This window comes from Microbacterium sp. GXF7504, from assembly GCF_054798235.1.
Genome location: NZ_JBSJZI010000006.1, coordinates 184,417 through 199,005, shown reverse-complemented (window position 1 = coordinate 199,005; position 14,589 = coordinate 184,417). Strand labels below are relative to the sequence as shown.

General features: G+C 72.3%; 14 protein-coding genes. 3 read left to right on the top strand and 11 right to left on the bottom strand.

Going from position 1 to position 14,589, the window contains the following annotated elements; translation table 11 throughout:
- Nucleotides 1-330: 330 nt before the first annotated feature.
- Nucleotides 331-1,122, bottom strand: coding sequence for a DUF4184 family protein (locus tag ACWAUO_RS14775; protein ID WP_460776510.1), 792 nt, complete (start codon nt 1,120-1,122; stop codon nt 331-333).
- Nucleotides 1,123-1,124: 2 nt separating this feature from the next.
- Nucleotides 1,125-2,414 (bottom strand): tyrosine--tRNA ligase, encoded by a 1,290-nt coding sequence (gene tyrS, locus ACWAUO_RS14770; RefSeq protein WP_460776508.1) that lies wholly within the window; start codon nt 2,412-2,414, stop codon nt 1,125-1,127.
- A 68-nt stretch (nt 2,415-2,482) separates the two neighbouring features.
- Between tyrS and ACWAUO_RS14765 the strand changes: the two genes are divergently transcribed.
- Nucleotides 2,483-3,070 carry a hypothetical protein gene (locus ACWAUO_RS14765; RefSeq protein ID WP_460776507.1) on the top strand — a complete coding sequence of 196 codons (588 nt, stop codon included), beginning with the start codon at nt 2,483-2,485 and terminating at the stop codon, nt 3,068-3,070.
- A gap of 27 nt (nt 3,071-3,097) precedes the next feature.
- Here the strand turns inward: ACWAUO_RS14765 and ACWAUO_RS14760 are convergent, their stop codons facing one another.
- The 4 genes from ACWAUO_RS14760 to ACWAUO_RS14745 all read right to left on the bottom strand — a co-directional run bounded on the left by ACWAUO_RS14760 (nt 3,098) and on the right by ACWAUO_RS14745 (nt 6,974).
- Nucleotides 3,098-3,745 (bottom strand): SatD family protein, encoded by a 648-nt coding sequence (locus ACWAUO_RS14760; protein WP_460776505.1) that lies wholly within the window; start codon nt 3,743-3,745, stop codon nt 3,098-3,100.
- 61 nt (nt 3,746-3,806) lie between these two features.
- Nucleotides 3,807-5,237: an argininosuccinate lyase gene (gene argH, locus ACWAUO_RS14755; protein ID WP_460776503.1), complete on the bottom strand. Its 1,431-nt coding sequence runs from the start codon at nt 5,235-5,237 to the stop codon at nt 3,807-3,809.
- Nucleotides 5,234-6,340: a heparan-alpha-glucosaminide N-acetyltransferase domain-containing protein gene (locus ACWAUO_RS14750; protein ID WP_460776501.1), complete on the bottom strand. Its 1,107-nt coding sequence runs from the start codon at nt 6,338-6,340 to the stop codon at nt 5,234-5,236. The genes argH and ACWAUO_RS14750 overlap by 4 nt, the downstream gene beginning before the upstream one ends.
- Nucleotides 6,333-6,974 (bottom strand): TetR/AcrR family transcriptional regulator, encoded by a 642-nt coding sequence (locus ACWAUO_RS14745; protein WP_460776500.1) that lies wholly within the window; start codon nt 6,972-6,974, stop codon nt 6,333-6,335. The genes ACWAUO_RS14750 and ACWAUO_RS14745 overlap by 8 nt, the downstream gene beginning before the upstream one ends.
- 98 nt (nt 6,975-7,072) lie before the next feature.
- Between ACWAUO_RS14745 and ACWAUO_RS14740 the strand changes: the two genes are divergently transcribed.
- On the top strand, nt 7,073-8,629 hold the full coding sequence (locus tag ACWAUO_RS14740) for a CocE/NonD family hydrolase (RefSeq protein ID WP_460776498.1): 1,557 nt from the start codon (nt 7,073-7,075) through the stop codon (nt 8,627-8,629).
- Nucleotides 8,630-8,638: 9 nt separating this feature from the next.
- Nucleotides 8,639-9,082, top strand: coding sequence for a DUF3237 domain-containing protein (locus tag ACWAUO_RS14735; protein WP_460776497.1), 444 nt, complete (start codon nt 8,639-8,641; stop codon nt 9,080-9,082).
- 50 nt (nt 9,083-9,132) lie between these two features.
- Here the strand turns inward: ACWAUO_RS14735 and argF are convergent, their stop codons facing one another.
- The 5 genes from argF to argC are packed head-to-tail and all read right to left on the bottom strand — an operon-like array spanning nt 9,133 to nt 14,408.
- Complete coding sequence (argF, locus tag ACWAUO_RS14730; protein WP_460776495.1) at nt 9,133-10,065, bottom strand: ornithine carbamoyltransferase; 933 nt, start codon at nt 10,063-10,065, stop codon at nt 9,133-9,135.
- Nucleotides 10,062-11,303, bottom strand: a complete 1,242-nt coding sequence (locus ACWAUO_RS14725; protein WP_460776494.1) for an acetylornithine transaminase — start codon at nt 11,301-11,303, stop codon at nt 10,062-10,064. Before ACWAUO_RS14725 ends, argF begins: the two co-directional genes overlap by 4 nt.
- Nucleotides 11,300-12,205 carry an acetylglutamate kinase gene (gene argB / locus ACWAUO_RS14720; protein ID WP_460776493.1) on the bottom strand — a complete coding sequence of 302 codons (906 nt, stop codon included), beginning with the start codon at nt 12,203-12,205 and terminating at the stop codon, nt 11,300-11,302. Before argB ends, ACWAUO_RS14725 begins: the two co-directional genes overlap by 4 nt.
- Nucleotides 12,202-13,359 (bottom strand): bifunctional glutamate N-acetyltransferase/amino-acid acetyltransferase ArgJ, encoded by a 1,158-nt coding sequence (argJ, locus tag ACWAUO_RS14715; RefSeq protein WP_460776491.1) that lies wholly within the window; start codon nt 13,357-13,359, stop codon nt 12,202-12,204. The genes argB and argJ overlap by 4 nt, the downstream gene beginning before the upstream one ends.
- Nucleotides 13,356-14,408, bottom strand: a complete 1,053-nt coding sequence (argC, locus tag ACWAUO_RS14710) for an N-acetyl-gamma-glutamyl-phosphate reductase (protein ID WP_460776490.1) — start codon at nt 14,406-14,408, stop codon at nt 13,356-13,358. Before argC ends, argJ begins: the two co-directional genes overlap by 4 nt.
- Nucleotides 14,409-14,589: the final 181 nt, after the last annotated feature.

The window sequence follows — 14,589 nt, the reverse complement described above, 5'->3', positions numbered from 1 at the left end:
TGGCATTTGACAAGTGCACGCTGTTGAGTTCTCAAGGATCGGACGCTCCCGCCTTCACGCCTCACGACGCTCCCTGCGGGGCCACTCCAAACCAGCCGACCAGACACGATCCGCACGTCGCTCCAGAAGGAACAGTGGGACAAGACCGCATCCGAAAGCCGGACACCCCATCCTACACACGAAACCGTGCGAGAAAGAACGGGATTCGTTCACCGCTTGAGGGGGCTGCCTTCCGGCGCTCTTCCCTGTGGGGCGAACAGGTAAAAACTTACGCCGGTTCGCGGGAGCGGGCAAATCGCGCCGCGCACCCGGGCGTGTCGCGCTCCCCCGTCACCGCGTGCGCACGACGCCCGTACGGGAGGACGCGGTGATCACCGCGCACACCACGAGGGTGAGTGCGCCCCACGCGGCACACGCCGGCGGCAGCACGCGGTACGCCAGGTGCGCGACCGTGAAGTCCGCCGTCAGCGGCCCCATGGCGAACAGTCCCCACACCCAGGCGAGGATGAGGCAGCACGGGAGCGACAGCCACCACCCCGCCCGCACCGTCCGCGGCAGCGTCCGCCGCACCGGGCGCGGACGGCGACGACCGATCCAGCGGATGCCGAAGACACCCAGCACGGCGACACCGAGCACGCCGCTCGCGTACTGCAGCCACCGGTACCCCTCGAACGGCCCCCACTGCGCAGCCAGTGCCGGCACCAGCACCGTGCCCAGGCGTCCTTCATGCGTGAAGGCGTCCCACACCACGTGGGTGCACACACCGAGCACGAGGGAGACCACCAGCAGGATGCGGTCGCCCCACGACGGGGGGAACGTCTCCCGCAGCGCCGCACGGGGGCCGCGATCCCAGGTCACCGGGAGCCGGCGTGCGACGCCGCCGGGGAGGAGTTCGCGCGCGGCGGGCCGCAGGACGCACCGCCACACGAGCAGCAGCACCAGCGCGAGCAGCACGGTGAGCGCGATCCAGCGCAGATCGTGCGTCAGGCCGTACTGCACCGGGGTCCCCCGCACGAACAGCGGCAGGTCGGGTGTCATGGCCCCCACCGCGATCGCCGCAGGCACCAGGCGCGTCCGGACGAACGGGAGTGCGACGACCGCGTGGCTGGGCGTGAACGGCATGGTCAGCCGGTGACGAACACCCCGGCGAGCGTCTTCTTGCCGCGACGGAGCACGGAGACCCCGCCCGGCAGCGTCCCTGCCACCTGCGCCGAGTCGTCGGCGACGCGTTCGCCGTCGAGGCTGACGCCACCCTGCGCGATGGCCCGTCGGGCCTCGGACTGGCTCGAGACCAGGCCGGTCTGCACGAGGGCCTGCACGACGGGGGTACCCGCGGGCATCTCCGCGTTGGGCAGCTCTTCGAGCGCGGTGCGCAGCGTCCGGGCGTCGAGGGCGCGCAGGTCGCCCTGCCCGAAGAGCGCGTCGGATGCGGCGATGACCGCCGCGGTCGCCTCAGGCCCGTGCACGGTCGCCGTCACCTCGAGGGCGAGACGCTTCTGCGCGGCGCGACGGAAGGGCTCGTCCTCGACCTGCTGCGCGTAGTCCTCGATCTCGGCACGCGTGAGGAAGGTGAAGACCTTCAGCCGGTCGACGACATCGGCGTCGTCGGTGTTGAGCCAGAACTGGTACATCCGGTACGGGCTGCACATGTCGGCGTCGAGCCAGATGGCGTTGCCCTCGCTCTTGCCGAACTTCGTGCCGTCGCTGTTCGTGATCAGCGGGGTGCCGATGGCGTGCACCGACGCGCCCTCGACCTTGTGGATCAGGTCGGTGCCGCTCGTGAGGTTGCCCCACTGGTCCGACCCACCGGTCTGGAGCGTGCAGCCGTACTGACGGAACAGTTCGAGGTAGTCCAGCCCCTGGAGGATCTGGTAGCTGAACTCGGTGTAGCTGATGCCCGCATCCGAGTTCAGCCGCGCGGCGACGGCGTCCTTCTTCAGCATCGTGCCGACGCGGAAGTGCTTGCCGATCTCGCGCAGGAAGTCGATGGCCGACATCGGCGCGGTCCAGTCGAGGTTGTTCACGATGCGGGCGGCGTTGTCGCCTTCGAAGCTGAGGTAGCGCTCCACCTGTGCGCGCAGCCGGTCGACCCACTCGGCCACCGTCTCGCGGGTGTTCAGCGTCCGCTCCGCCGTCGGGCGCGGGTCGCCGATGAGCCCGGTCGAGCCGCCGACGAGTCCGAGGGGCCGGTGCCCGGCGAGCTGGATGCGGCGGAGGGTCAGCAGCTGGACGAGGTTGCCCAGGTGCAGGCTCGGTGCCGTGGGGTCGAAGCCGCAGTAATACGTGATCGGGTCCCCGCCCAGCGCGGCGCGGAGCGCCTCGGGATCGGTGGACACATGCACGAGGCCGCGCCACACCAGCTCGTCCCAGACGTTCTCGAACGTCGGGTCGTTGGCGGGTTCGGTCGTGCTCACGGGAAGCGTAGACACGCCCTCCAGGTTATCAGCCGGCGGTGTCCGACCCGCGTGCCAGACTGGCCCGCATGATGGTCTCCCCCGACGTCGTGGTCGTGGCCGTCCTCGCGGTCTTCCTGTATCTGGCGCTGTGCGCGGCGCTCGTCCTCGTGACGGTCAGCCTGCGTCGCCCGGCCAACCTGCCGCTGCTCGTGGCCGCCGGCCTCGTCGTGCTGGCGCTCGTCGTCGTCGCGGTCGTGCCGGTCGACGTGCCGCCGCTGTTCGGGATCGGCCTCGCCCTGCTGGGCGTCGCGCTCGGTGTCGTCGGCGGCGACCCGGTGACACGACGCGTGCTCGGGATCGCGACCCACGGCACGGTCCGCGAGGGGGTCTCAGGCGGCATCCTCGTCTACGACTCGAAGGCGACCGCCGACGCCGAACCGCAGGAGGTCATGCGCGGCGGCACGACGATCGGCTACCTCGAGCGGCTCGCCGTCGTCGCGGCGCTGACCGCGGGCTTCCCGGAGGCACTGGCCGTGGTCGTCGCACTGAAGGGCATCGGTCGCTTCTCCGAGCTCGCGACCGCGGCCGCCCGCGAACGGTTCATCGTCGGCACCCTCGCGAGTCTGCTGTGGGCGTGCCTCGTCGGCGCACTCGTCCGCCTCGCCATCTGGTGAGCGGTCGCCGACGGGCGCGGCGGTGCCTCAGCCGCTGAGCTGCGTGAACCCGGCGACGACTGCGGCCGCGCCCGCCGCGGTGAGTGCCTGCGACACGGCGGACTGTGTGATGCCCTCCGTCTCGGCGAGTGCCCGCTGGGTCGCGCCGAGGCAGCGGCCGTAGACGAGCCGGCGGGTGCGCTCGCTCATCGCCGAGACGAGCTCGTCGCGACTCCATGCGTACGCGTTGGCGGTGCGCACCAGGCGCCGCGTGTCGTCGTCCGCGTCGTCCGCGGCGCCGATCCAGGTGCGGACGTTCGGGAGGGCGCGCACCTGCTTCGCGTGCAGGGTCTCGATCGCCGCGCGCGCTGCCCACCAGCCCGGCCCCTCGGCGACGTCGCCGGCTGCGGAGGGGATCACGCCGACGGCGCCCAGGCCGATGCCGAACCGGCAGTCCACCCCGTCCGGCAGCGCGAGCCGGAGCAGCAGCACCGCGGCGAGCGCCGCCTCGAGGGTCGGGTAGACGGCCTGGAGCTCGTCGCCCACCGTCGGCGTGAACGGCTGCTGCGCCGTGGGGAGGTCCGACTCGACGCGGGCGACCGCGGCGTCGATCGCCCGCTGCGCGCCCGCCCGATCGGGCAGCGAGCGGGACCCGATGATGTCGGCCGTCACGACGGCGCGGATGCGATCACTCATCTCCGCAGGATATAAGCTCTTGTCTTATTTCACCAGAGAATAAGTGATCTTCTTATCGATATCAGAGCCCGAGCGCGTGCGCGAGCTGCTGCGAGCGCGAGACGAGCTCCGCCCGCTGCTCCTCGACCCGCACCGGCGCGGTGCCGCCGACGCCGTCGCGGCTCGCGACGCTTCCGGCCACCACGAGCACCTCGCGGACCTCCGGACGCAGCTGCGGCGAGACCTCGGCGAGGAGTGCGTCGTCCGCCTCGTGCAGCTCGATCCCCCGCTGCTCGCACGCCTGCACGAGCGCGCCGGAGATCTCGTGCGCGTCACGGAAGGGCACGCCGTGCTTCACCAGCCACTCGGCGACGTCCGTCGCGAGCGAGAACCCCTGCGGGGCGAGCTCGGCCATCCGCTCGGTGTCGAACCGCATGGTCGCGACCATCCCGGCGAACGCGGGGAGCACGGTCTCCAGCGTGACGATCTGGTCGAAGACCGGCTCCTTGTCCTCCTGCAGGTCGCGGTTGTACGCGAGCGGCAACCCCTTGAGGGTGGCCAGGAGCCCGGCGAGGTCGCCGATGAGGCGCCCCGCCTTGCCACGGGTCAGCTCGGCGATGTCGGGGTTCTTCTTCTGCGGCATGATGCTCGACCCGGTCGAGTAGCCGTCGTCGAGTCGGACGAAGCCGAACTCCTTGGTGTTCCAGATGATGACGTCCTCGGAGAAGCGCGAGAGGTCGACGCCGATCATGGCCGCGACGAAGGCGAACTCGGCGACGACGTCACGCGAGGAGGTGCCGTCGATGGAGTTCTCCGCGGGGCGGTCAAGCCCCAGCCGGTCGGCGACGAGCTGCGGGTCGAGCCCGAGCGTGGCGCCGGCGAGCGCACCGCCGCCGTACGGCGAGACGCGGGCACGGGCGGACCAGTCGCGCAGGCGCTCCAGGTCGCGCACGAGCGGCCAGGCGTGCGCCTGCAGGTGGTGCGCGAGCAGCACCGGCTGCGCGTGCTGCAGGTGGGTGCGGCCCGGCATGACCGCGTCGCCGGCGGCCTCCGCCTGCGCCACGATCGCGTCGATCACCCGGAGGAGACCGTGCGCGATGGTGCGGGCGTGGTCGAGGAGGTACATCCGCACGAGCGTGGCGATCTGGTCGTTGCGGCTGCGTCCCGCGCGCAGCTTGCCGCCGAGCTCGGCGCCGACCTCGCGGATGAGCGCCTGCTCGAGCGCGCCGTGCACGTCCTCGTCCGACGGGTCGGGACGGAGGGTGCCGTCGGCGACGGCCGCGGCGAGCGCGTCGAGGCCGGCGTGCATGCGGACGGCCTCGTCGGCGGTGAGATACCCCGCCGCTTCGAGCGCCGCGGCGTGGGCGTGCGAGCCGGCCAGGTCGTACGGGGCGAGCGCCCAGTCGAAGTGCGTGGATCGGCTGAGCTCGGCCAGCTCCGGCGAGGGGCCGGAGGCGAAGCGCCCGCCCCACAGTGCGCCCTGATTCGTACCCTCGTGCTTGGCGTCGCTCATCCTGCCAGCCTACCGACCCGCGCGGGCAGCACCCGGCGGGTGACGACGTCCAGCAGGGTCTCGAGCGGCCCCTTCCCGACGAAGAGCGCCCAGAGGCTGCATCCGGCGACGACGCCGATCGTGAGCGGCCAGAACGGGTCGAGCGCCCGGAATCCGAAGAGGTCGCTCGTGTCGCCGAGCGCGATGAGCGCCCACACGGCCCACACGACGATCTGCGCGGCGTACGCGGTGAGCGGCATGCTGCCGGTCGCCCGCAGCGGCCACAGGATGCTGCGCACCGGCGTCCGGCACAGCAGCAGGCAGAGGGCGATCACGGCGACCGCGAACCCGGTCGAGCCGACCGCTTCGGGGAGTCCCCCCGAGTGTGCGCGCATGCTGGTGACGACCTCGAGGTAGGTCGACGGTTCCGCGCCGCCGTCCGGCACGAACACGCCGCCCACGCCGTAGCCGGCGAGCGCGGCGCTGACGCCGCCGGCCAGCAGCATCCCCTGGACGAACGGCGAGCGCAGGTCGAGCCGCCCGACCGCCATCCCGGCGACGAGGAACCCGAACCAGAGCGGGAACGGGTACGACCAGCCGATCGCGAGCCCGATGGACGCGCCCGCCTCGGTGTCCCAGAACGGCAGGAACTCCAGCCCCGCCTGCACCCACGGCATGACGAGGAGCACGGCGGCCGCGATGCCGAACAGGGCCCCTGCGGTCAGGGCGAGGAGCGGCATCGCGAGGAGGAAGAGGATGGCGTACGCGGGGAGGATCACGTAGACCGGGACGCCCGTGGCGATGAGCAGCATGCCGAGCGCCCACAGCATCACGGCGCGGACGGCGAGACGCCCGCGGGCGCGTCGGCGCCGTTCCGGACCGACCGGCCGCATCCCACCCGTGATGAGCGAGATCGACAGGCCCGCCAGGACCGCGAAGAGGATCGAGGAGCGACCGTCGACCACCTGCAGCCAGGTGCCGGCCTCCTCCCAGCGGAACGGCTCGAGCACGAGCAGGTGCGCCGCGATCATCCCCAGCACGGCGAGCCCGCGCGCGAGGTCGATCCCGGCGAGGCGGTCCGGACCGGCCAGGCGGCGCGGGTCGAATCGCACCAGGTCAGGCACCGCGCCCTCCGACGGCGCGGAACCACAGGCCGAAGTCGTCGTCCGCGAGCGGCTCCGGGATCTCGGCGTCGTCGGGCGTCGGCGCCATCCCCTTCAAGAAGATCTCGAGGTACCGCCGGGCGAGCGGTGCCCCATGGGTCGGCATCGCACCGAGACGGCTGAGGGCGAACGCGACGATCGGCACGTCGGTCGCCGCGAAGTCCGCGCGCAGCAACCCCTCCGCCTTGGCGCGCGTGACGAGGTCGGTGAGGAAGGGCTCCACCCGGGTTCGCAGCACCTCCGGCGCGGAGTCGACGCCGGCGTAGAGCACCTGGATCGTGCCCGGCTCCTGCAGCTGCGTCTCGACGAGATGGCGCATCACCGCGCACAGGCCGTCCCAGGCGCGCGGCGCGCGACCGAGTTCGAGCATGACCTGCAGCTGCGCCTCGACGCCGTCCTCGAAGAGCGCCTCGATGAGCGCGGCTTTGGACCCGAAGTGCCGGTAGAGCGTGCCGACGCCCACCCCCACGGCGCCGGCGACATCCTCCATGGTCGTCTCGAGGCCCCGGGACGCGAACACCTCGGCCGCCACGGTGAGGATGCGACGCCGGTTGCGCGCCGCATCGCGACGCAGCGTCGGGTACGGCTCGGACACGCGTCGAAGTCTAGGCGACGCCGAATCGGAACTCTCGATTCCGGTTGTGCTACCCTCCCCGCAAGCGGCGCGACGGCGCGCCGCCCGAGGAGACGAAGATGTCGAAACCGGAGATCCTGCGAGTCCCGCTGCGCGACGGCGTGGAGCTCGGCGCCAGCCTGTACCGCCCGAAGCGCGCCTCGAAAGGCCTCCTGCTCGCCCGCACCCCCTACGGACGCGGACGCATGATGGCCGGCATGGTCAGGCCCCTCGTCCGCGGCGGCTACACCGTGCTGCTCGTGAGCAGCCGTGGCACGGCCGACTCGGGCGGGGAGTTCGACCCGATGCGCACGGAGGCGGAGGACGGCCAGGACGTCGTCGCCTGGATGCGGACGCAGCCCTGGTACCCGGGCCGCTTCGCGACCTTCGGCGGCTCCTACCTCGGCCACACCCAGTGGGCGCTGCTGGAAGACCCGCCCGCCGACCACGTCACCTCGATCATCACGGTCGGCCCGCACGACTTCGCCCTGCACGCGTGGGGGTCCGGCACGTTCAACCTCGACTTCATCGGCTGGTCCGACCTGATCATCGCGCAGCGCAGTCCGAGCACCTTCGCCGCCATCCGGAAACTCATGACGGCGGACAAGCGGCTCCGCCCGGTGCTCGAGGCCACGCCCCTCGTCGACGCGGCCGTCGCGCAGGTCGGTGCGGAGGGACCGTGGATGCGGGACCGCCTCACCCGGACCGACATCGACGACGCGTACTGGGCGCCGATGCGGCACGCGACCGCTGTGGAGCAGGTCACCACCCCGGTGCTCATCGTGTCGGGGTGGCAGGACCTGTTCGTCGGGCAGAGCTTCGCGCAGTACACCCGTCTGCGGGAACGTGGCGTCCCGGTCGGGCTCCTCTGCGGCCCATGGACGCACACCGAGGTGGGGCGCGGCGACGGCGACATCCTCACGGACCGGATGCTGCAGTGGATCGACCACCACCTCGCCGGCGCCCCGGCGCCGACCGAGCCGCCGGTGCAGGTCGCGGTGACCGGCCCGAAACGGCGGGACGCCGACTGGCGGCGGTTCCCGCAGTGGCCGCCTGCCGGGACCGCCCGGACCCTGCATCTGCAGCCCGAGGGCGCCCTGGCGGACACGCCGGCCACCGACGCGGCGGCGGTCTCCTTCACCTACGACCCGGCGGACCCGACGCCCTCGGTCGGCGGTCCGGTGCTCACCGGGGGCGGGTACGTCGACGACACCGCGCTCGGGACGAGGACGGACGTGCTCGCCTTCACCGGGGAACCGCTCCGGAGCGGGACGCTGGTCGCCGGCTCCCCCACCGTCACGCTGCACCACCGCTCCGCACACCCCGACGCCGATCTGTTCGTCCGGCTCTGCGACGTCGACCCGCGCGGGCGGTCGCGGAACCTGTGCGAGGCGTACCTGCGTCTGTCCGCCGACCGCGGCCACGGCCCGATCGAGGTGACCCTCGGCCCGCTCGCGCACCGCTTCGCTCCGGGCCACCGCATCCGGCTCCTCGTCGCCGGCGGATCCTTCCCGCAGTTCCCCCGCAACGCCGGCACCGGCGAGAACCCGCTCACCGCGACCGTCCGCGTGCCGAACACGCACACCGTCACCCCGGCGGGTTCGAGCATCACCCTGCCCGTCGTCACGACCGCCTGAGGAGGCGCCATGGCCATCACGACCGAGCACCTGTTCACCCTCGACGTCGACATCGCCCCGCCGCGGGAGGTCGGCGCGGTGCACGGCGGGACCCTCCGGGTCATCCCGATCACCGGCGGGCGGGTGCACGGGCCGCGCCTGTCCGGCGAGGTCCTTCCCGGTGGCGCCGACTGGAACACGATGCGCGACGACGGCTGCGTGCACGTCTGGGCGCGATACGAGATCCGCACCGACGACGGGCACGTCGTGTCGATCGTCAACGAGGGGCTCGCGCCGATCGACCGCACGGCCGCCGCTCCCCCGGCCCTGCTCACCCGGCCGGTGTTCACCGTCGCCGAAGGCGGCCCGTCGTGGCTCACCACGACCGCGCTGATCGGGGTGCTCCGTCCCACCGGCGGCGCGACGGTTTCCATCGAGGTGCACGGCCTCGACGCGGGCGCCCCGGTGGGCTGACGTGCTGAGGGCCGCCCGGATCATCCCGGGCGGCCCTCCTCGACTGCGGCTCAGTCCTGGTGCTGCTGGCCCAGCAGCCAGACCAGGAGCGCCTTCTGCGCGTGCAGACGGTTCTCGGCCTCATCCCACACGACGCTCTGCGAGCCGTCGATGACCTCGGCGTCGACCTCGTACCCGCGGTCGGCGGGGAGGCAGTGGATGAAGATCGCGTCGGACTTCGCCAGGCCCATCGTCTCGTTCGTGACCTTGTAGGCGCCGAGGTCGCGCAGCCGTGCGAGCTTCTCCTCCTCCTTGCCCATCGACACCCAGGTGTCGGTCACGACGACGTCGGCGCCGGCGGCCGCTTCGAGGGGATCGGTGTAGAGCGTCACGGAGCCGCCCGTCTCCGCCGCACGGCGGTCGGCGTCGGCGATGACGTCCTCCCGGGGCGCGTAGGCCTCCGGCGAGGCGATGCGCACGTGCATGCCGGCGGTGACCCCGGCGAGGGCGTAGGAGTGGCCCATGTTGGAGCGGCCGTCGCCGAAGAACGCGAGCGTGAGGCCCTTCAGCTCGCCCTTGTGCTCGCGGATCGTGAGCAGGTCGGCGAGGAGCTGGCAGGGGTGGAAGTCGTCGCTCAGCGCGTTGACCACCGGCACGCGGGTGCCGCGCGCCATCTCCTCGAGGCCTGCCTGCGCGTAGGTGCGCCACACGATCGCGGCGACCTGGCGCTCGAGCACCCGGGCGGTGTCGGAGGGGGTCTCCTTGCCGCCGAGCTGGCTGTTGGCCGTCGAGATGATCAGCGGCGACCCGCCGAGGTCGGCGATGCCGACCGCGAACGAGACCCGGGTGCGGGTCGAGGACTTGTCGAAGATGACGGCCACGGTCTGCGGACCCGCGAGCGGCTTCAGCTTCCAGCGGTCGCGCTTGAGTTCGACCGCGAGGTCGAGGATCTCCGCCTGCTCGGCGGGGGTGAGGTCGTCGTCGCGCAGCAGGTGGCGGGTCATGCGGATTCCTTCGTCGGGGTGGTGGCGTCCTGCGCGTCCAGCAGCAGGGCGTCGGCGGCGCTCGCGAGCGCGGCGGTGAACTTCTCGACGAACTCGTCGATCTCGACGTCGCCGATGATGAGCGGCGGGGCCAGCCGCACGGTGCGCTCGTTCGCGGCGTTCACGACGAGGCCGTGCTGCTGCGCCGCGGCGGTGACCGCGCCGGCCACCGGGTGGGTCAGCGCCACGCCGATGAGCAGACCGGATCCGCGCACGCCCTCGACCAGCGGCGAGCCGATCCCGAGGATCGCCTCGCGCAGCTGCGGGCCGCGCACGGCCGCGTTCTGCACGAGCTCCGACCGCTCGATCTCCTCGAGCACGGCGTCGGCGACGGCGGTCGCCAGGGCGTTCCCGCCGAAGGTCGAGCCGTGGGTGCCGGGGGTGAACAGGTCGCTCGCGGCGCCGAAGGTGATGAGCGCGCCGATCGGGAACCCGCCGCCGATGCCCTTCGCGACCGTGATCGCGTCGGGCGTGATGCCGGCGTGCTGGAAGCCGAACCAGGCACCGGTGCGGCCGGCGCCGGTCTGGATCTCGTCGACGATGAGCAGCGCACCGTGGCGGGCGGTGAGCTCGCGCGCCGCCCGCAGGAAGCCCTCCGGCAGTTCCACCACGCCGGCCTCGCCCTTGATGGGCTCGACGAACAGCGCCGCGACCGTGTCGTCCAGAGCCGCCTCGAGCGCCTCCACGGTGGAGTCGATGAACTCGACGCCCGGCACCATCGGCTCGAACGGCTGCTGCATGTACGGCTTGCCGGTGAGGGCGAGGGTGCCCATCGTGCGGCCGTGGAACGCGTCCTTCAGCGACAGGATGCGTGGCCGCGAGGTGCCGCCGTGCAGGCGGGCGAGCTTGAACGCAGCCTCGTTGGCCTCGGCACCGGAGTTGGCGAAGTAGACGCGCCCGTGCTCGCCGGCGCCGCTCAGGCGCTTCAGCCGGGCTGCCAGGGCGAGCTGCGGCGGGGTCGCGAAGTAGTTGGACACGTGCGCGAGCGTCGCCGCCTGACGGGACACCGCCTCGACGAACGCGGGGTGAGCGTGGCCGAGCGCGTCGACCGCGATGCCGGAGAGGAAGTCGAGGTACCGGGTGCCGGTCTCGTCCCAGAGGTGTGCGCCCTCGCCGCGGACGAACATGGCCATCCGGTCGCCGACGTTGCGGACGAGGTCCCGTCCGGCGTCCTCGCGCCAGTCCTGCTGCTCGGTCATTTCGCGACCACCTCGGTTCCGATCCCCTTCTGCGTGAACAATTCGACGAGCACCGAGTGCGGCACCCGCCCGTCGATGATCGCCGCGGTGTCGACGCCGCCCTCGACCGCGTCGAGGCACGCCTGCATCTTCGGGATCATCCCCGACTCCAGTCGCGGCAGCATCTCGCGCAACTCCGTGGAGGTCAGGTGCGAGACGAGCGAGTCGCGGTTGGGCCAGTCGGCGTAGAGCCCCGGCACGTCGGTGAGCACGACGAGCTTCGTGGCCTTCAACGCGACCGCGAGCGCCGCCGCCGCGGCATCCGCGTTGACGTTGAGCGAATGGCCGGGGTTGTCGAGGTCGGGGGCGATCGAGGACACGACCGGGATGCGGCCGGCCTCGAGGTGGTCGAGCACGGGACGCGGGTCGACCGTGACGACGTCGCCGACCCGGCCGAGGTCGTGCTCGACGCCCTCGACGACGACCCCGCGACGACGGCCGCCGAACAGACCCGCGTCCTCGCCGGAGAGCCCGGTCGCGACAGGACCGTGCGCGTTGATCTTCGCCACCAGCTGCGGATTGATCTGTCCGGTGAGCACCATGCGCACCACACTGATCGCCTCGGTGGAGGTGACCCGGTAGCCGCCCTTGAACTCGCTCGGGATCGAGAGCCGGTCCAGCATCCGCGAGATCTGCGGGCCGCCGCCGTGCACGACGACCGGCTTCACGCCGACGTAGCGGAGGTAGGCGACGTCCGCGGCGAAGGCGTCCTGCAGCTCCTCCGAGACCATGGCGTTGCCGCCGTACTTCACCACCACGGTCTGGCCGCTGAACTTTCGCAGCCAGGGCAGCGACTCGATGAGGGTCGCCGCCTTCCCGCTGGCCTCGTCGGGATCGGTGTCCTGCAGGTCGATGTGGGTCATGAGGAGTACGCGCTGTTCTCGTGGACGTAGTCGTGCGTGAGGTCGTTGGTGAGGATGGTCGCGGTCTCGGATCCGGCCTTCAGGTCGATGACGACCTCGGTGGCGCGAGGCGTGAGGTCGACCTCCTCGCGCGGCCGGTCGGGGCCGCCCGCGGTGCAGACCCGGACGCCGTTCATCCAGACGTCGACGTCGTACGGGTCGAACGCCGCCTGCGTCGTGCCGATGGCGGCGAGCACGCGGCCCCAGTTCGGGTCGTTGCCGAAGATCGCGGCCTTGAAGAGGTTGTTGCGCGCGACCGAGCGGCCCACCTCGACGGCGTCCTCCTCGCTCGCAGCGTTGCGCACCACGATCGTCACGTCGTGGCTGGCGCCCTCGGCGTCGCCCTGCAGCTGCCGGGCGAGGTCGAGCGAGACCTCGCGGAGCTCGGCGATGAAGTCGTCGAGGTCCGGGGCGACGCCGCTCGCGCCGGACGCGAGGAGGGTCACCTGGTCGTTCGTCGACATGCAGCCGTCGGAGTCCAGCCGGTCGAAGCTCACGCGCGTCACCGCACGGAGGGCGGCATCGGCCTGCGCGGCGTCGAGCACGGCGTCGGTCGTGATGACGACGAGCATCGTGGCCAGGCCCGGCGCCAGCATCCCGGCGCCCTTCGCCATGCCGCCCACGGTCCAGCCGTCGCGCGAGCGGACCGCGCGCTTGGGACGCGAGTCGGTGGTCATGATGGCGAGGGATGCGGCCTCTCCCCCGTCCGCCGAGAGGTCGCCGGCCGCGGCGTGCACCCCGTCGAGCACCTTCTGCCGGAAGGCCTCGTCACCGGTGCCGATGAGACCGGTGGAGCACACGATGACGTCGCCCGCGCTCACGCCGAGCTCCTCGGCGACCTTCTCGGCCGTGAGGTGCGAGGTCTGGAACCCGAAGCTGCCGGTGAAGCAGTTCGCGCCGCCGGAATTGAGCACGACCGCCTCGACGACACCGTCCGCGATCGCCTGCTGCGACCACAGGATCGGGTTCGCCTTCGCGCGGTTGCTCGTGAACACCGCCGCGCCGACCTTCAGCGGGCCGCGGTTGACGACGAGCGCCAGGTCGGGCTTGCCGGTCGACTTCAGGCCGGCGACGACGCCCGCCGCTTCGAACCCCTGGGCTGCGGTGACGCTCACGGCGCGACTCCGTTCACGGTGAGGGCGCGGTCCTCGGGGAGGCCCAGCGCGATGTTCATGGATTGGACGGCGGCACCGGCGGTGCCCTTGACGAGGTTGTCGACGGCGGTGACGACGACGACGCGGTTCGCGGCGCGGTCGATCGCGAGGCCCATGAGCGCCGTGTTGGCGCCGAGCACGTCGGCCGTGCGAGGGAAGACGCCGTCGGGCAGGAGCGACACGAACACCTCGTCGCCGTACGCGTGCTCCCAGGCGGCGCGGATCTGCGCGTCGGTCGCGCCGGCGGCGATGGGCGCGGAGGTCGTGGCGAGGATGCCGCGCGACATCGGCACGATCACCGGCGTGAAGGAGATGCGGATGTCCGCGGGCTCGGCGCCGCCGGTCGCCGCGAGGGCCTGGCGGATCTCCGGGATGTGCCGGTGGGTGCCGCCGACCGCGTACGGGTTGGCGGTGCCGAGGATCTCGCTGCCGAGCAGGTGCGGCTTCAGGCTCTTGCCGGCGCCCGAGGGCCCCACGGCGAGGACGCTGACGATGTCGCCGGGGTCGACGACGCCCGCGGCGACGCCGGGGGCCATACTGAGCGAGACGGTGGAGGCGTTGCAGCCGGGGGCGGCGATCCGCGTCGCACCCACGAGGTGCTCGCGCTGCTTGCGGCCGCCGACGAGGAGCTCCGGCACGCCGTAGGTCCACGGGTCGTGGAAGTCGCCGCCGTAGAACGCGTCCCACGCGTCGGCGGAGGTGAGCCGGTGGTCGGCGCCGGCGTCGATGACGAGGCCGACGTCGCCGAGCGCGTCCGTGTACTGCCCCGACTGGCCGTGCGGCAGTGCGAGGAAGACGATGTCGTGCCCCGCGAGGATCTCGGGCGTCGTCTCCCGGATCGTCAGGTGCGCGAGCGAGCGCAGGTGCGGCTGCTGCGCGATGAGGGGCTGACCGGCACTGGCGTGCGCGGTGACGGTGCGGATCTCGATGTCGGGATGCGCGGAGAGCAGGCGCAGGATCTCGCCGCCCGCGTAGCCGGAGGCGCCGGAGACGGCGACCGAATAGGTCATGCTTCCACCTTACTTCTGGGAGGGGGCGTCACTCACCGCGGACGGTGGCCGACGCACGATGCCGGAGGCGGCGACGCGCGCATCGACACCCCGGAGGGGTGGAGCACGGCGTCGCCTAGCGTCGGCGGCCGCCCTGGCGTCGACGCGCACGGCGGTCGCTCTTCACGAGCGAGCTGGTGGC